The sequence below is a fragment of the Hamadaea flava genome, assembly GCF_024172085.1.
Taxonomy (GTDB): Bacteria; Actinomycetota; Actinomycetes; order Mycobacteriales; family Micromonosporaceae; genus Hamadaea; species Hamadaea flava.
In genome coordinates this window covers 2422825-2438753 of sequence record NZ_JAMZDZ010000001.1, presented here as the reverse complement: position 1 = coordinate 2438753, position 15929 = coordinate 2422825, and the positions used below count along the sequence as shown (strand labels likewise).

Genomic DNA, 15929 nt, shown 5'->3' with positions numbered 1-15929 from the left:
GGCTAGTGCCGCTGCGCAAGCCTCACTCGGGTTCGCCCAGCTCTTGAAAGATCGTGAGCTGCAGGTCTCCTGGGCCGTCGAGCCGGGCGTTGAGCGAGTTCCACGGGGTCACCGTCGGCTCCGCGACGACCTCGGCACCCGCCTGCCGTAGCTCGGCCGTCACGGTGGCGGAGTCGGCGACCTCGAACGCCACCCGAATGTGTCCGGCGACGCGACGGCCGACCTCAACCTCGTCGATGTATTCGGCGTGCCGCCGGTCGGTGATCTCCAGCGTGGCCCGGCCCGCGTCCAGGATGGTGACGTGGCCGCCGTCGCTGACGAACGCCGCCTCCTGTTCCAGTCCGAGCACGTCCCGATAGAACCGCAGCGCCTCGTCATAGTCGTCGGCCGTCACGACCAGCCGCAGCTGTTTCACCTTCGCCATGGTTCCGATCATGGCACGGCGGTCATGACATGGCGGTGCGAAGGGCGTCGCGAGACAGCCGGTCGGCCTGCCGGGTCGTTTCGGGCAGCCGGTAGCCGGAGGTCAGGCTCAGCGTCACCGAGCACGCCCCGTCGAGGTCGATCAGGTGCCCGGCCGAGACGAAGACCGGCTTGACCCCCGTACGCGTCCGCAGCGCCCGCCCGACGACGTCGCCCTCGAACATGAGATCGGCGGAGGCGCCCCGGGCGTCGCCGACGGGAGCGTGGGAGCCGACGAAGGCGGTCTTGCCCACGCCGAACGTGGGTACGCCGGTCAGCAGCCCGAAATGGCAGGCCAGCCCGAACCGGCGCGGATGGGCCACGCCGTAGCCGTCGCAGACCACGACGTCCGGGCGGTGCCGCAGTCCTTCCCAGATGCTCAGGAGCGTGGGCAGTTCCCGGAAGGCGAGCAGCCCCGGCACGTACGGGAACTCCGCGCGGCCGACCAGCGAGGCGGACTCCACGACGTCGAGGGTGGCCGCGTCGAGGATCACGATCGCGCCCGCGACCAGCCCTTCGGTGTCCTCGGAGTCGGCGTACGCGACGTCCACTCCGGCCACCAAAGCCGGGTTCCCCGGCAGCGGGACATCGACGCGTACGCGATCACGCAGGCGTTCCTGAAGCGCGATCGCCTCCTCTGGGGTGGCGGGAAATGTCACCGTCAGATCTCCTTACAGTCAATATCCAGGAAATTGCCGCGACAGCCGTGATATTCCGCTCTTACCGTCGGTCTCATGGATCTGGTCAGAACCAGCAAACGCCTGTCGTACGTCTTGCGTCACCGGCCGGACAGCGTCGGCCTGACGCTCGGCGCGGGCGGCTGGGTCGGGGTGGACGAGCTGTTGCACGCCTTGGCGCGCCACGGCACCCGGATGACCCGCGACGATCTGGAGTACGTCGTCGCCCACAACGACAAGCGCCGCTTCATCATCGACGGCGACCGGATCCGGGCCAACCAGGGGCATTCGGTGGAAGTCGATCTCGGCCTCGCCCCGGTGACGCCCCCGGATCGGCTCTACCACGGCACCGCCCGGCACAACCTGGACCCGATCTTCCTGGACGGACTCGTCCGGGGTAATCGGCACCATGTGCACCTGTCGGCCGACGAGGAGACCGCGCTGAAGGTCGGCGCCCGGCACGGCTCGCCGGTGGTGCTGGCGGTCGACGCGGCCGCGATGACGGCCGAGGGCCTGCTCTTCTACCGCAGCGAGAACGGCGTATGGCTGACCGATCACGTTCCGGCCCGCCACCTGACCGTCGTGCGGACCGCCGCGCGGGTCAGCTGACCGTCACCCCGCCACGCCACGTCTGATCGTCCACGGCGGTCACCCTACGCGGCCCGCCCACTCCGGCAGCGGCTCCCGGGCCGCGAGCAACTCAGCTGGTACGCCGGAAAGCCCGGTGCGCGCGCCGACTATGCCGCCGACGATGGCGCACGTGGTGTCGACGTCGCCGCCGGCCGAGATGGTCGCCCAGAGCGCGTCGGCCAGGTCGTCGAGATGCCGCGCCGCGCACCAGATGGCGAACGGAACCGTGTCGGGAGCCGACACCTGCCAGCCCGAGCCGACGGTGGACGCTATCCACTGTGGGTGCAGGGAGAACGGCGCGTCCTCGATCCTCCGCAGCCGCGCGGCCACTTCGCCGTCCGGCGTACGCGCGAGGACGCTTTTGAGCAACGAAGGCCCGGAGACGCCGCGGACCGCCAGCGCCGCGGCCACCGCGACGGCGACCGCGCCCGCGACCGCCTCCGGATGCGCGTGGGTGACCTGAGCGGACAGCGTCGCCTGTTCCACGACGAGCGTCATGTCCTGGGCGAACCATGCGCCCAATGGTGCGACCCGCATCGCGGCGCCGTTGCCCCAGGAGCCCATCCCGTCGAACTGCCGGCCGGTCACCTCGGCCCACGACTCGCCCTCGAAGATCTCCCGCAGTACGCCGTGCATCGACGGCCCGTACTGGCGGTAGGGATCGGACTGGTAGGAGCTGGCGAACCGCTGCGCCAGCTCGTCCTGGTCGACCTGGCCCTTGTCGAGGAGCAACCGGAGCAGCACGATCGCCATCGCGGTGTCATCGGTCCACGGCCAGGGCCCGCGTTGCGGCCGCCGCTGGGCGAGCATCGCCGTGACGTCGCCCTCCGGCCGGAACCACGTCTGCCCGAAGGCGTCACCGAGGGCGAGCCCCTGCAAGGAGTCGAGCGCGGCTCTCTCCAGCGCGGCCGGCCTGAACACGGCGTCGTCGTACGCGGTCACGCACGAATAATGCCTAATACCACCGACACCGCGCGAACCGGTTCGTTCAACGGTCGAATTCGCCCTCCTGTACGCCGGCGAGGAACGCCTGCCATTCGGCGCGGGAGAAGCGCAGGACGGGACCTTGACGGTCCTTGGAATCTCGGACCAGTACCTCGTCGTCGAGGAGGGCCACCTCGACACAGGCACCGGTGTCGCAGCGAGGAGAGCTGCGCCAAGGGAGGGGGTCGGGGATCGCGGGCATGGGAGTCACCTCCGGCCAAGGCTGGACCTCAGCGTACGAAGGAGACGCCACGCTCCGGAAGCATTCATCTACGGATTGGCACGGTCGGGTCGCCGACCGTGCGGGCGAGCTACGTCATCGCCGACGAACGTGCATGATCACTGGTGCCCCGGATCGACTTGCCTTGCGGGTTCTCACCGGGGCGGTGAAACCCGCTATTCAGTTGAAGAAGTTGAATTCCTGCTGCTGTGCGCCGAGAATAAAGGCATGCCACTCGTCGTGCGTGAAGCGGAGAACGGGGCCCTCGGGGTCCTTGGAGTCACGGACCACGACACCGTCTTTTAGCGACGCGACCTCCACGCACGTACCCGAATCGCAGCGCGTGCTGCGCTTCCATGCCGGCATTTCCGTTTCCACGGGAATCCTTTCGTCTTAGCTCATGAGATGCCAGCCCGCAGTGCGTACTCGTGGGTGGAAACACGCACTGACGGTGGTGTTTCCTAGCGATCGAGACTCTCCGAGCGCTTTTCGCGTCTGAGTCTCTTTCGCAGGTGGTCAACCTGATCGCCGATCAGGCGCTCGGTCTCCTGCCCGCTGTAACTCCGGGTCCAGAGTTGATCAAATATCTCGATGTGACGGCTGACCTTCTCAGTGTCATGGATCAGCTCATCCACCAAGTAGCTTTCGCGATATAGCAATGATCCGCCGTCGGATTCGTCCAGCGACAGCACCGTGAACGGCAGGCCGACGATGAACTGGGCGGTCACCTCGAACGGTGCGATACGCAGTTGGATCCGGTCCGCGTGGGCGTCGCCGAGCAATTGCTCCAGCTGATCCGCGTAGATCCGGGGTCCACCCACGAGGCGATGCAGGACCGACTCGTCGAGCAATAGCCGATAGTCCGGCGACTCGGGGCGCTCGAAGACGTGCTGGCGGCGGGTCAATCGCGTTTCCAAGCGCAGTTCCAGCTCGCTCGGGCCGAGTTCCTCGCGCCAGAAGCCGAGGATGTGCTCGGCGAGATCTCGCGTCTGCAACACCCCCGGAACAAGGATCGTGTGGAATACGCGCATGACGCGCGCTTCGCTCTCGAACTGGAAGAGCGCCTTCGTCGGCCCGGTCAGGAAGTCGCGATAACGGGGGTCGTCCCAGGTGCTGCGCTTGCGCGCCTGGCGTGCCTCGTTCACGAGCTGGTCGACGACGGCCGCGTCGGTGACGCCGAGGATCTGGAGGAGGGCGCGTGTGTCGGTGGGGGAGACAGAATTCTCCCCGCCCTCGATTCGTTGAAGCTTACTGAGGGACCAGTCCAAAGAGGCCGCGACCTCACCCTGCGTCAGCTCTCTAACCTCGCGCGCCTTGCGAAGCGCGAGGCGAAGCCGGTGCCGGGCTACTGCCGGTGATCCCTGAACAGCCATCGGCCCTGGTCAGGCCCTTTCGCTCGAGTGCGATACGGCAGCCCGCCATATCGCCATCCGGGATAACGCAGCCACCTTAGATAGGTGACTGCGTCACCCGCTAGACGTCGTCGTCAACGCGTTGTCAAACTGTGTCCCGGTGTTCCAGCGCCCGGATAAGCGCTCTCTTGATCTGGCCGAACAGCCGTTCGTCTGTGGTCGAGAACAAGCAGATCGACCTGCCGTAGTAGACGGCGCGCAGCTCGTACACCGGCCGGCGGTGCCGGTAGACCTCCACATGCACGTCCCGCAGCTCGCTGATGACGAAGGCGGCGCCGGGGTCTCGGACGAGGAAGACCTCGTGGGTCACGTGGGCGGTCGGGCCGCGGTAGTAGGTAGGCATCCACTCCCTCCTCGGTCGGGCGACCTCAGCCGGCGCGACGGAGGGCATTGCAAGCGAGTTGCGGATGCGGGAAGATGGCATCGGATGGGTCCTCCCTCCTCGCGATGGTGAGGTCCTCAGCGACGCCCGGTGACCGCCGGGCGTTCGCTGTTTCGGTGCTTGCCTTGAGTATGAGATCTCCTCACGCTTGATCGCCATACTGCGATCTGCGGTGTAGCAGATTCTCGTGGTTCATTCACGGTGGAGAAGTAGGCCGCTGAGTAGGTAGGGTGGCGACATGTTCGCGTACTCGGCCGCCCGCAGCCACTCTCGTGCTGCCCTGCGCCCGGCGCGACGACGATTCACGGCTTGCTGACTTCTCCCAGTAACGCCGTTTCCGCACCCTTCTCTCGCCGCCATGACGGGCGGTCCGTTGTGCGTATCTTCAAGGGGTTTGCATGTCTATCGAGGAGCTTCTCGCCGCGCGGCTGAGGCCGGCTTTCGACCAGGTCGCGGGCGGTACCGCGGACCCGGCCGTGCGCCGGTCCCAGCACGCCGACTACCAGGCAGACGGCGCGTTGGCCCTGGCCCGCGGGCTGGGCCGGGCGCCGCGCGAGGTGGCGGCGGAGGTCGTGGCGCGCGCCGACCTCGCCGGGCTCGCGGACCTCGAAGTGGTCGGGCCGGGATTCATCAACATCACCGTCCACACCTCCGCGGTCCACTCACTCCTCCTCAAGTTGTACGCGGACAGCCGGCACGGCGTTCCCACGGTGGCAGCGCCGCAGACGGTGCTGGTCGACTACTCGGGGCCGAACGTGGCGAAGGAGATGCACGTCGGGCATCTGCGGTCGACGGTCATCGGCGACGCGATCGTGCGGCTGCTGGAGTTCCAGGGGCACCACGTGACCCGGGCGAACCATCTCGGCGACTGGGGCACACCGTTCGGCATGCTCATCGAGCACCTGGTGGACGTCGGCGAGCAGGAGGCCGCGCACGAGTTGTCGGTCGGCGACCTGACCGGGTTCTATCAGGCTGCGCGGCGGAAGTTCGACGGCGATCCGGACTTCAAACGGCGGGCGCAGCTGCGGGTCGTGGCGCTGCAATCCGGCGACGAGACGACCCGGCGGCTGTGGCGGCTGCTGGTCGACGAGTCCGAGAAGTACTTCCTGTCGGTGTACTCCACGCTGGACGTGACCCTGAGCGCGGCCGACTTCCAGGGCGAGAGCACGTACAACGACGAGCTGGCCGATGTGGTGGACGAGTTGTCGGCGCTCGGGCTGTTGCGGGAGAGCGATGGGGCGCTGTGCGCGTTCCCCGACGGGTTCACCGGGCGGGACGGCGCGCCGATGCCGGTGATCGTGCGGAAGGAGGACGGCGGCTACAACTACAGCGCCACCGATCTCGCCGCCTTGCGGCGGCGCTGCCGGGCGTACGAGCGGGCCGTGTATGTCGTCGGAACGCCGCAGAAACAGCATTTCGCGATGGTCTTCGCGGTGGGGGTGGCGGCCGGCTGGGTTCAGCCGGGGCAGGTCGAGCACATCGCGTTCGGCTCGATCCTCGGCCCGGACGGCAAGATGCTGAAGACCCGGGCGGGGGACTCCGTGAAACTCTCCGCACTCCTGGACGAGGCGGTGTCGCGAGCGGCGGCGCTGGCCCCGACGCCCGACGTCGCGCACTCGGTCGGCATCGGCGCGGTGAAGTACGCCGATCTGTCCTCCGACCGGGTGAAAGACTACGTCTTCGCCTGGGACCGGGCGCTGTCGCTCACCGGGGACTCCGGTGCCTACCTGCAATACGCGTACGCCCGGATCCAATCACTGCTCGCCAAGGGCGGCGCGGTCGAGCCTGCCTTCTCACTGGACGTGCCGTCCGAGCGGGCGCTGGCGTTGCAGCTGCTCGGATTCCCGTCCGCCGTCACGGCGGCGGCCACGGCGTTGCAGCCGCATCGGCTGGCGGGCTACCTGCACGGGCTGGCCACGGCGTACTCGGCGTTCTACGAGGAATGCCCGGTGCTGCGCGCGCCGACCGCCGAGATCCGGGCCGGGCGGCTCGGGCTGGCCGACCTCACCGGCCGGGTGCTCACCCTCGGCCTGTCGTTGCTGGGCATCCGCACCCCTACTCCCCTCTAGCCCATGGGCAGTGTTCGGGTGCGGATCAGGGTTGTGCATGCTTCCGGAGCCCTCCGAAGCATGCACAACCCTGATCCGCACGTGAGGTACCTCGGTCAGCCGTTGTGCTTCAGTTGGACGGTGTACTCCTGGTAGGACTCGTTGCAGAAGACGGGGCCACAGGCGTACGCGAGGGAGACCGTCGCGGTCTTGCCGCCGGCGAACTTGGTGCCGAGGGAGGGGATCGCGGTGATCGACCACGATTCGGTGGTGCCGTCACAGGCGAGTTCGGTCTCGCCGAACCCGTAGACGACGCCCCGGCCGACCTTCTGGATCACGTCGGCGAGGATGCCGCCGAAGTCGACCTGGCCGGTGCAGGTGGCGGTGCCGTGGATGATCGCGGCGCCGGTGGCCTTGTCGAACGAGCCGGTGGGGTCGACCGTCACCGAGAGGTCCGGCGGCGGCGGGGCGGTGGTCACCGACAGGTGCAGGTCGCCGCCGTTGCCGGTGCCGTCCTGCTGGTCGTCGATGATCATGAGGTGGTAGGTGGTGCCGGCAGTGACGTCGAACGCGACGGCGCCGGGTCCGCACGTGACGAACTTGAAGAAGCCGGGGTCGCCGTTGACGACGAGTACGCCGGCTCCGTAGTTCGAGGCGGAGACGTCGACGAGCGCGATGTCGTCGGCCGGGAGGGTGAGGTCGTACCAGACGCTGGCGTCGGTGGAGGGCGCTCCGCAGTCGGCCGGGTTGGCCTCGGCGTCCGACTTCTCCGTGGTCGCTTCCGTCGTGTCGAGCGTCGTGCTGAACGGCAGCGCCCCGATCGCGACCGCGCCGGCGATGGTGTCGTTCGCCGGGGCCGCGGCGTACGCGGGCACCGCTGCGACCAACGTCATCGCCGCCGCCAGGACGGCTGCGCCGCCTTGGATGAGCAGTCTTCGTGGGTTGTGCACGTTGTTCCCCTTTCGACTCCGAAGGTGCGTGCCGGCCGTTGGTAGGACGGCCTACTTCGATGACGAGCGATGCCCTGTGCGGGGTTGCCTAGCGCGCCGGAAGCCCGGGGCGGCATGATGAGCAGGTGATCAACGACGCTTACACCTCGACCAACCCGGCCCGGCTCGACGACGTGGTCGCCACCGTGCGCCCGGCCGACGAGGCCGCGATCGTGGCGGCGGCTCGCCGGGCGAAGACCGCCCAGCCGGCCTGGGCCGACGTGCCCGCCCCCGTACGCGGCCAGGTGATCGCGAACATCTCGCGGCTGGTCGAGGCGAACGCGGAGGCGCTGGCGCGACTGGTGACCCGGGAGATCGGCAAGCCTGTCGCCGAGGCGCGGGGCGAGGTGCAGGAGATCGTCGACACCTGCCAGTTCTTCCTGGGCGAGGGGCGTCGGCTGTACGGGCAGACGATTCCCTCGGAGATGCCGGACAAGCAGCTGTTCACCTTCCGTACGCCGGTCGGCGCAGCCATGATCATCACTGCGGGCAACTTCCCTGTGGCCGTGCCGAGCTGGTACCTCGTGCCGGCGCTGCTCTGCGGCAACACCGTGGTGTGGAAACCCGCCCTGTACGCGGCCGCCTGCGCCGACGCGCTGGCCGAGCTGTTCGTCCGCGGTGGGCTGCCCGACGGCGTACTGACGGTGGTGCACGCGGACGGGCCGGAGACCTTCACCGGGCTCGGCTCGGCGCTGGAGGACGGGCTGATCGACAAGGTCGGCTTCACCGGCTCGACCGAGGTCGGGCGGGCCATCGGCGAGCTGTGCGGGCGCTACCTCCAGACGCCGTGTCTCGAACTGGGCGGCAAGAACCCGATGGTGGTCACCGAGGACGCCGACCTGGACCTGGCGGTCGAGGGCGCGCTGTTCTCCGGCTTCGGCACCGCCGGGCAGCGCTGCACCTCCCTGGGCACGGTGATCGCCCACGAGGCGGTGCACGACGAGTTCCTGGCCCGGTTCACCGCGGCGGTCGCGGACGCCCGGATCGGCGACCCGACGCAGGACGTCCTCTACGGCCCGCTGCTGGACGAGAAGTTCGCGGCGGCGTACGAGAAACACCTGGGCTGGATCGCCCCGCACCACCGGGTCAGCGGCCAGATCGGCCGGATCACGGCGCAGAACCCGCGCGCCGGGTTCGTCGGCGACCCCGCGACCGGGCTGTTCTACCACCCCGTGATCGTCGACGGCGTACGCCCGGGGGACGAGCTGTTCCAGCAGGAGACGTTCGGGCCGATCGTCGGCGTGACGGCGTACCGGACGCTCGACGAGGCGATCGAGCTGGCCAACGGGCCCGGCTACGGCCTGTCCAGCTCGATCTACACGACCGATCCCACCAAGGCGTTCACCTTTCGCCGGAAGATCTCGGCCGGCATGGTCAGCGTCAACAACTCCACCTCGGGGGCTGAGGCGCACCTGCCGTTCGGCGGCAACGGCCGCTCGGGCAACGGCAGCCGGCAGTCCGGCGTCTGGGTGCTCGACCAGTTCACCCGCTGGCAGGCGATGAACTGGGACTACTCCGGTCGGCTCCAGAAAGCCCAGATGGAGGTCGCGATCCTGCCAGCCGATCTCTCGTTCCGCCTCTAGGCGGATCAGCGGCACAGCGCCTCTAGGCGGATCAGCGGCGCAGCGCCTGTAGGCGGATCAGCGGCGCAGCGCCTGTAGGCGGATCAGCGGCGCAGCGCCGTCAGGCGGACCATGATCCAGTTCGCTTGGAGTGACAACCTGATCGGGTGGCCCGCGCGTTCCTCCTCCCGTGACGAGGTGGACTCTTCTCTGGCGAGGGATGCGGCATCGAGCAGGCCGATCCCTGCTCGTGCTGCTCATGGCAGCGGTCGCGACGACAGCGGCGGCCGCGGTCCCGGCGTACGTGCGGGCGGCTCAGGAGTCGGTCGTGCGGGATCTGCTGGGGCCGGGCTCGGCGACCGACCCCACGATCACCGTCCAACTGCCCACGACGGGCGTCGGTGCCCAGGTGGGCCAGCCGCTGACGCTGGCCGAGGGGATCGGGCGGGCCGAGCTGGTCCTCGGTAGCTCGCCTTACCTCGCCGGGCTGCGCACCGGGCGGACGGCGTACGCCGAGACGAACCTGAAGCTCACCAACGTGGGCATCGCCGAGGTCGTGACCGGGCACCTCGTCTACCAGCCGGGCATCTGCGAGCTGGCCACCCTGACCGGGCGCTGCCCGGCTGCCGCGGGCGAGGTCATGGTCAGCACCAGGACCGCCGAGCACTACAAGATCGCGGTCGGGGATCGGCTGCCGATCGCGCTCGGCCCGTCCGCCGACCTCGGGCGTACGTCGAAGGGCGGTGGCGGTGGCGTTCCGCTCGCGGGGACGACCCACCGGCCACTGGTCGTGGGGCTCTTCACGCCGAAGGACGCGCTGGACTCCGCGTGGGGCTCACAGCTTCAGTACTCGCCGGTGCCGGATCCGCATCTGGGCGCCCGGTATTGGACCGTCGACGGGATCTACACCGGCACGCCGGACGACGTCGAGAAGGTCGCCGGCGCGGTCGTGCGGCGTACCGTCGTCCTCCGGCTCGATCTGACCACTGTGGACGATGCTGGCGTCGGTCGGCTCGACGTGGCCCTGCGGGACGTCACCAGCGGGCTGAGCGGGCAGCAGATGTCGGCGCGGTCGGCGATCCCCTCGGTCATCGTCGAGATCCGCAAGGACCAGGACGCCATCGCGCAGACCGTCCCGGTGGGCGCGGTGCCGTTGCTCGTGCTCGCCCTCGTCGTGCTCATGGTGCTGGTCGCCGCGCTGACCGAGGAGCGCGGCCCGGAGATCGCCCTCGCCCGCCTGCACGGGTACGCCCGGGGCCGGGTCGCCGCGTTCGGGTTGGCCGAGGTGCTGAGCCTGATCACCGTCGCGGCGCCGCTCGGGCTCCTGCTCAGCCGCCTCGTCCTGGCGACGGTGGCGGGACTGTGGCTCGCCCCGGGCACTCCGACGCCGTGGAGTTGGACGGCGTTCGTGGCGGTCGGCGCCGCCCTGCTGACGGCGTACGCCGCAGCGGCGGTGGCGTCCCGGCGAGTGTTCCGGACAAAGGTGATCAACCTGCTGCGCCGGGTTCCGCAGCGCACTACGTGGCGGGCGGGCGCGCTGGAAGGGGCCGCAGTCGCCCTGGCCGTCGCGGCGCTGGTGACGACGGTTCAGGATCAGGAGTCGGGGTTGGCCGTGCTCGCCGCTCCGCTGCTCGCCATCGTCGTAGGGGTCGCCGGGGGCCGGTTGCTGAGCCTGATCGCGGCGGCCCGCGTACGCCAGACGCGCCGCCGGGCCGATCCGGTCGGCGTCCTGACCAGCGCATCCTTGTCCCGCCGCCCCGGACGGCAGCGCATCGTCGTGGTGGTCGCCGTCGCGGCGTCGCTGATGGGGTTCTCCGCCGTCGCCTGGGACGTGGCGGCCCAGGCGCGCGCCGAGGCCGCCAACGGAGTCGTCGGCGCGCCGTCGGTCTATCGGGTCTCCGCCGCCGGTCCGCAGCAACTGCTCGAAGGCGTCACGGCGGCGGTCCCGGACGGGTCGGCCATGGGGGTGGTACGCCGCGCGGAGTTCTTCGACGGCAACGTCGTGAACGTCATCGGCGTGCAGAGCGACCGCCTGGCGAAGACGGCGACCTGGTTCGGGCATTCCGACGTGGACCTCGAAGCGATCGCCGCGAAGCTGCGTCCCACCCCGCCGGCGCCGTCCCCGGTCAGCGGGCGGTTGACGGTCTCCCTCGACGCCACCGGGCTCGACCAGGTGCCGCTGGTGGTCGCCGTCGAGGTGCGTACCGGCCAGCGGCAGCAGACCGTCGAACTCGGCAGGCTGCAGCAGGGCCTGCACGAGTACGCCGCTGAGGTGCCCGAAGGCGAACTCGCCGTGCTGAAGCTCATCCGGCCGCCGGCCCAGGCCGAGGCGGTCGTGGGGACGCTGACGATCAAACGCCTCTCGTCGGCCGCCGGCGAGGTGCCCATCGGCGGCGAGGGCGGGTGGCAACCGATCCTGCCGGCCGGAGTGAAAGTGGGCCTCACCGGGGACACGGAGCTGTCCGCCCGGATCGAGGCCGACGGCAACGGCGACATCCGGATCGCCCGCCTGCACGCCCCGAAGGCGCTGCCGGGTCTGCTGGCCGGGCCGGTTCCGGCGGTGGAGGTCGCCGACGACGGCTGGCCGTTCATGGCGTTCGCGACGCAGCCGCAGACGTTCACCACGCTGGGCACCGATCGAATCGTTCCGGGCGCGTCCGGCCACGGCATCCTGGTCGACGTCGACTACGGGCTCGCGCAGGCGCAGGATCTGACCGGTTCGGTCGACAACGGCACCTCGATCGTCTACGAGGTGTGGGCCGGCGACGGAGCACCCAAGGATCTCGTCGATCGGCTGGCGGCGCACGGCATCCAGGTCCGGTCGAGCCAGACGCTGTCGGCGTACGAGGATCGGCTTGGCCGCCGCGCACCGGCGTTGGCGCTGCGCCTCTACGGCATCGGCGCGCTGGTGGCGATCCTGCTCGCGCTGGGCATCGTGCTGCTCGCCGTACGCGTCGGCGCGGAACAACGCCGCTACGGCTCCGCCGCGCTGCTCGTCGCGGGGGTGCCCGAAACCGTCCTGCGCAAGGCGGTACGCCGGGAGTTCGTCACCTTGCTCGGCTGGCCGGCCGGGCTCGGATTCCTGTCCGGGGTGGCGGTCGCCGTCCTGCTGTTGCCCGGCATACCGCTGGTGACCACCGGGGTCACCGGCGACGCGCACTGGCAACCGGCGCCCGGAGCGCTGGCGGTCGTCGCGATCGCGTGCCTCGGGTGTCTGCTGATCGCCTTGCCGGTGGCGGTACGCCTGATCCGCCAGGCCCGGCCGGAGCTGCTGCGAGGAGAGGCCCGATGATGAACGCGGTCGGTGTGAGCTGCCGGGGACTGGTCACGATCTACCGGCTGGAGGGGTACGAGGTGGTCGCCCTGGCCGGCGTGGACCTCGACATCCGGGCGGGCGAGGCGGTGGCCTTGCTCGGCCCGTCCGGCTCCGGCAAGTCGACTTTGCTCTCCGTGCTGGCCGGACTGTTGCGGCCGTCGGCCGGTCGGGTTCACGTGGGCGGCGTCGACCTGGCCAAGGCGACCGAGGGCGAGCTCGCCCGGATGCGCGCCGGAGAAGTCGGCGTATGCCTGCAGAACGCCGACCGGGGTCTGCTGCCATATCTGACGGCCCGGCAGAACGTCTGGTTCGCCCAGCGCCCGGCGGTCGGCCGGGACCTGCTGCCGCCCGACGACGTGCTGGCCCTCGTCGGGCTGACCGATCGCAAGCGCGTCGCCGTCGAGCCGCCGAAACTCAGCCCCGGCGAACGGCAGCGGCTGGCGATCGGCGTCGCCCTGGCGCGGCGGCCAGGTCTTCTGCTGGTCGACGAGCCGACGAGCCAACTGGACGCGGACGCCCGCGACGAGGTCGTGGACGCCCTGCGGTCGGTACACGACGCGGGCACGACCGTCGTCGTGGTCACCCACGATCCGGCCGTCGGCGAGCAGATGGGCCGGACCGTGACCATCCGCGACGGCCGCGTGGGTGCGCAAGGCGTACGCGGGGAGGAGTTCGCGGTGGTGGGCCGGGACGGCTCGATCCACCTGCCGCAGGAGCTGCTCGACCGCATGCCGCCCGGCACCCACCTGCGCATCGTGGACCAGCCGGACGGCAGCGCGCTGCTCGTCCCGGCGCCCGAAATCGAGGGAGACGACCGATGACGTTCTTGAAGCTCGACGGCGTCACCGTCGCGTACGAGCCGGATCGACCGGTGCTCGCCGACTTCGTGCTTTCGGCGTACCCGGGGAGGATCATCGCGGTGACCGGGCCCTCGGGCGCGGGCAAGACGACGCTGCTGTGGACCCTCGCGGGCCTGATCCGGCCGCAGGCCGGCGAGGTGACCGCGGACGGTGAGCCGCTGCGCGGGCGGCAGGACGCGATCGCGCGCGGCGTGGCGCTGATCCCGCAGGGCAACGGGCTGGAGGCCACCCTCACGGCGAGTGAGAACGTGCTGCTGCCGCTGATCGCGGGCGGGATGCCGGGCGAGGAGGCGGAGACGCGCACCGCCGCCGCGCTCGAGCGGCTGGGCCTGTCCGGGCAGGCCGACCAGCTCGTGGAGGAGCTGTCCGGCGGGCAGCAGCAGCGCACGGCGGTCGCCCGCGGGCTGGCCGCGAACGCGAAGGTGCTGCTCGCGGACGAGATCACCAGCGAGCTGGACGCGGTCAACCGCCGGCTCGTCCTCGAACTGCTCCAAGAGGAGTGCCGCCGCGGCGTCGCCGTCGTCTTCGCCACGCACGACCCGCAAGCCGCCGAGGCCTGCGACGAGGTGGTGGCGCTGGCCTAGCCGTCGGTGTCGAGGCCGCGCTCCAGCGCGTAGCGGACCAGCTCCACTCGATTGTGGAGCTGGAGTTTGCCCAGCGTGTGCTGCACGTGGTTCTGCACGGTCCGCGGCGACAAGACCAGTCGCTCCGCGATCTGCTTGTAGGACAAGCCCTTCGCGACCAACCGCAGGATCTCGGTCTCGCGCTCGGTCAGGCGCGGCGTGTCGTCGCCGTCCGCGGGCGACGACGCCAGCCGCCGGTACTCGCCCAGCACGAGTCCGGCCAGGCCCGGCGTGAACACGGCGTCTCCTTCAGCGGTACGCGCAACGGCGGTCAGGAATTCGTCACGTCCGGCCGACTTGACGAGGTATCCGGTCGCGCCCGCCTTGACGGCGTCCAAGACGTCCTGGTGCTCGCCGCTGGCCGAGAGCACCAGGATGCGTACAGGGGTATCGCCCTTGCACAACGCGGTGATGACCTCGACGCCGGACAGGTCGGGCAGTTGCAGGTCGAGGACGACGACGTCCGGGCGCAACGACGTCCCGACGCGTACGGCCTGGGCGCCGTCGCCGACGGCCGCGATGACGTCGTAACCGGCCTCGGCGAGGTCCCGCGCCACCGACTCTCTCCACATCGGATGGTCGTCGACCACCATTACGCGCGTCGTCATCTCGGTACCCGCATCTCGACCTCGGTTCCTTCCCCCGGTGCGCTGGTGATGACGGTGGCCCCGCCGAGATCGCGTACGCGTCCCTCGATGGACTGCGCGACGCCGAGCCGGCCGGCCGCCGCGGCCTCGGCCAGGCGGCCGGGCGCGATGCCCGCCCCGTCGTCGCGTACGGTCACGATCACCTCGGAATCCTCCTCTTCCAGCAGAACCCAGGCGCGCGCGCCAGGCCCACCGTGTCGTTGGACGTTGTCCAGGGCGCTCGCGGTTGCCGCCGCGATCTCGTCGGCGATCTGCTCCGGGAGCCAGACCGGCGTCGCCGGGCCGCTCACCGTGACGCGATTCGAGGTCTGCGTGCTCAGCAGCGCCTTGAGATCCACTCCGCTGTCCGAGGTGGGCGCGTGCGGCGCGTTCCCGACGAGGGACCGCAGGACCTCCTCCTGCTCCCCGGCGAGCCGGCCCAATTCGGCCGCCTCACCGCCGATCTCCGCGCCTCGCCGCTGAACCAAGGCGAGGACCTGCAGGACGGAGTCGTGGATGCCACGGGCCAGCCGCTCCCGTTCCCGGGTCGCCGCCTCCAACTCGGCCGCGTGCTGCAACCGCAACTCGGCCTCACCGGCGAGGCGGACGAGATAGCCGATGCTGAACCCGGCCAGCAGCAACAAGACGGTCCCGTTGAGCGTCGTCGGAGTGACCCGGCCGCGGAGAGTCAGGTCCACCGCGCCGACGAGCAACGCCGCGAACAGGCCCCAGCGGCGGCCGCCCGCGATGGCCCAGGCGAGCACGGCCCCGGCGACCCACGCCATCGGCAGTGTCGCGGCGCCCTGGCTCAACCGGGCCGGGTCCACGACCCACGAACTGGCGAACAGACAGCCCAGCGTGACGAGCATGTCGGCACTGAGCAACGGCCAGCGTCGCCGGGCGGGTTCGGCGTACGCGACAGCCGCGACGACCGACCAGATGAGCATCACGACGACGACGCCCAGTCCCAACCACGGTCGGAGGTATTCGCCCCGGCCGGTGGCGAGCAGGACGACGGCGTACGCCAACGCGGCGAACCGGAAGACCGCGACCGCCCGCCAGAGCGAGACCTCCAACCCCACGCGGTCAGTCTCCCATTCCCCACTCCGCGGCCCGCTTTCCGCGGCCCGCTTTTCGG

The 15929-nt window shown here is 70.2% G+C and carries 16 protein-coding genes; 6 read left to right on the top strand and 10 right to left on the bottom strand.

The window, feature by feature from the left end; translation table 11 throughout:
- Window positions 1–22: 22 nt before the first annotated feature.
- Window positions 23–424: a VOC family protein gene (locus tag HDA40_RS11480; RefSeq protein ID WP_253754825.1), complete on the bottom strand. Its 402-nt coding sequence runs from the start codon at window positions 422–424 to the stop codon at window positions 23–25.
- A gap of 22 nt (window positions 425–446) precedes the next feature.
- On the bottom strand, window positions 447–1121 hold the full coding sequence (locus HDA40_RS11475) for an endonuclease V (RefSeq protein ID WP_253754823.1): 675 nt from the start codon (window positions 1119–1121) through the stop codon (window positions 447–449).
- Window positions 1122–1196: 75 nt separating this feature from the next.
- Here HDA40_RS11475 and HDA40_RS11470 point away from each other — a divergent pair, with 75 nt between their 5' ends.
- Window positions 1197–1748 carry an RNA 2'-phosphotransferase gene (locus tag HDA40_RS11470; protein WP_253754821.1) on the top strand — a complete coding sequence of 184 codons (552 nt, stop codon included), beginning with the start codon at window positions 1197–1199 and terminating at the stop codon, window positions 1746–1748.
- Window positions 1749–1787: 39 nt separating this feature from the next.
- Here the strand turns inward: HDA40_RS11470 and HDA40_RS11465 are convergent, their stop codons facing one another.
- From HDA40_RS11465 to HDA40_RS11445, 5 genes are all read right to left on the bottom strand, one after another.
- Window positions 1788–2711: an ADP-ribosylglycohydrolase family protein gene (locus tag HDA40_RS11465; RefSeq protein ID WP_308197690.1), complete on the bottom strand. Its 924-nt coding sequence runs from the start codon at window positions 2709–2711 to the stop codon at window positions 1788–1790.
- 46 nt (window positions 2712–2757) lie between these two features.
- Complete coding sequence (locus HDA40_RS11460; RefSeq protein ID WP_253754819.1) at window positions 2758–2955, bottom strand: DUF397 domain-containing protein; 198 nt, start codon at window positions 2953–2955, stop codon at window positions 2758–2760.
- A gap of 198 nt (window positions 2956–3153) precedes the next feature.
- Window positions 3154–3351, bottom strand: coding sequence for a DUF397 domain-containing protein (locus tag HDA40_RS11455; protein WP_253754817.1), 198 nt, complete (start codon window positions 3349–3351; stop codon window positions 3154–3156).
- An 83-nt stretch (window positions 3352–3434) separates the two neighbouring features.
- Entirely contained in the window at window positions 3435–4346 is a 912-nt protein-coding gene (locus tag HDA40_RS11450; RefSeq protein ID WP_253754815.1) for a helix-turn-helix domain-containing protein, read from the bottom strand.
- 124 nt (window positions 4347–4470) lie between these two features.
- Complete coding sequence (locus tag HDA40_RS11445; protein ID WP_253754813.1) at window positions 4471–4728, bottom strand: DUF6232 family protein; 258 nt, start codon at window positions 4726–4728, stop codon at window positions 4471–4473.
- A gap of 437 nt (window positions 4729–5165) precedes the next feature.
- On the opposite strand from HDA40_RS11445, the gene argS reads away from it, so the two are divergent.
- Complete coding sequence (argS, locus tag HDA40_RS11440; RefSeq protein ID WP_253754811.1) at window positions 5166–6836, top strand: arginine--tRNA ligase; 1671 nt, start codon at window positions 5166–5168, stop codon at window positions 6834–6836.
- Window positions 6837–6931: 95 nt separating this feature from the next.
- Here the strand turns inward: argS and HDA40_RS11435 are convergent, their stop codons facing one another.
- A complete protein-coding gene (locus tag HDA40_RS11435; RefSeq protein WP_253754808.1) occupies window positions 6932–7765 on the bottom strand; it encodes a hypothetical protein in 834 nt (277 codons plus the stop codon).
- Between the two features lie 125 nt (window positions 7766–7890).
- Here HDA40_RS11435 and HDA40_RS11430 point away from each other — a divergent pair, with 125 nt between their 5' ends.
- The 4 genes from HDA40_RS11430 to HDA40_RS11415 all read left to right on the top strand — a co-directional run bounded on the left by HDA40_RS11430 (window position 7891) and on the right by HDA40_RS11415 (window position 14126).
- Window positions 7891–9387 carry an aldehyde dehydrogenase family protein gene (locus tag HDA40_RS11430; protein WP_253754807.1) on the top strand — a complete coding sequence of 499 codons (1497 nt, stop codon included), beginning with the start codon at window positions 7891–7893 and terminating at the stop codon, window positions 9385–9387.
- A 199-nt stretch (window positions 9388–9586) separates the two neighbouring features.
- The gene (locus HDA40_RS11425) at window positions 9587–12658 is read left to right on the top strand and encodes an ABC transporter permease (RefSeq protein WP_253754804.1); all 3072 of its coding nucleotides are present in this window, start codon (window positions 9587–9589) and stop codon (window positions 12656–12658) included.
- Window positions 12658–13503, top strand: a complete 846-nt coding sequence (locus HDA40_RS11420; RefSeq protein WP_253763607.1) for an ABC transporter ATP-binding protein — start codon at window positions 12658–12660, stop codon at window positions 13501–13503. Before HDA40_RS11425 ends, HDA40_RS11420 begins: the two co-directional genes overlap by 1 nt.
- The gene (locus HDA40_RS11415) at window positions 13500–14126 is read left to right on the top strand and encodes an ATP-binding cassette domain-containing protein (RefSeq protein ID WP_253754802.1); all 627 of its coding nucleotides are present in this window, start codon (window positions 13500–13502) and stop codon (window positions 14124–14126) included. Before HDA40_RS11420 ends, HDA40_RS11415 begins: the two co-directional genes overlap by 4 nt.
- Here HDA40_RS11415 and HDA40_RS11410 read toward each other — a convergent pair.
- Window positions 14123–14773, bottom strand: a complete 651-nt coding sequence (locus tag HDA40_RS11410) for a response regulator (protein ID WP_253754801.1) — start codon at window positions 14771–14773, stop codon at window positions 14123–14125. The genes HDA40_RS11415 and HDA40_RS11410 overlap by 4 nt on opposite strands.
- The gene (macS, locus tag HDA40_RS11405; RefSeq protein ID WP_253754799.1) at window positions 14770–15873 is read right to left on the bottom strand and encodes a MacS family sensor histidine kinase; all 1104 of its coding nucleotides are present in this window, start codon (window positions 15871–15873) and stop codon (window positions 14770–14772) included. The genes HDA40_RS11410 and macS overlap by 4 nt, the downstream gene beginning before the upstream one ends.
- Window positions 15874–15929: the final 56 nt, after the last annotated feature.

What these genes read in the sequence shown, in the direction of transcription:
- HDA40_RS11480 (WP_253754825.1), bottom strand. Translation starts at nt 424, where the DNA reads ATGGCGAAGGTGAAACAGCTGCGGCTGGTCGTGACGGCCGACGACTAT.
- HDA40_RS11470 (WP_253754821.1), top strand. Translation starts at nt 1,197, where the DNA reads ATGGATCTGGTCAGAACCAGCAAACGCCTGTCGTACGTCTTGCGTCAC.
- HDA40_RS11460 (WP_253754819.1), bottom strand. Translation starts at nt 2,955, where the DNA reads ATGCCCGCGATCCCCGACCCCCTCCCTTGGCGCAGCTCTCCTCGCTGC.
- HDA40_RS11450 (WP_253754815.1), bottom strand. Translation starts at nt 4,346, where the DNA reads ATGGCTGTTCAGGGATCACCGGCAGTAGCCCGGCACCGGCTTCGCCTC.
- HDA40_RS11445 (WP_253754813.1), bottom strand. Translation starts at nt 4,728, where the DNA reads ATGCCTACCTACTACCGCGGCCCGACCGCCCACGTGACCCACGAGGTC.
- argS (WP_253754811.1), top strand. Translation starts at nt 5,166, where the DNA reads ATGTCTATCGAGGAGCTTCTCGCCGCGCGGCTGAGGCCGGCTTTCGAC.
- HDA40_RS11425 (WP_253754804.1), top strand. Translation starts at nt 9,587, where the DNA reads ATGCGGCATCGAGCAGGCCGATCCCTGCTCGTGCTGCTCATGGCAGCG.
- HDA40_RS11420 (WP_253763607.1), top strand. Translation starts at nt 12,658, where the DNA reads ATGAACGCGGTCGGTGTGAGCTGCCGGGGACTGGTCACGATCTACCGG.
- HDA40_RS11415 (WP_253754802.1), top strand. Translation starts at nt 13,500, where the DNA reads ATGACGTTCTTGAAGCTCGACGGCGTCACCGTCGCGTACGAGCCGGAT.
- HDA40_RS11410 (WP_253754801.1), bottom strand. Translation starts at nt 14,773, where the DNA reads ATGACGACGCGCGTAATGGTGGTCGACGACCATCCGATGTGGAGAGAG.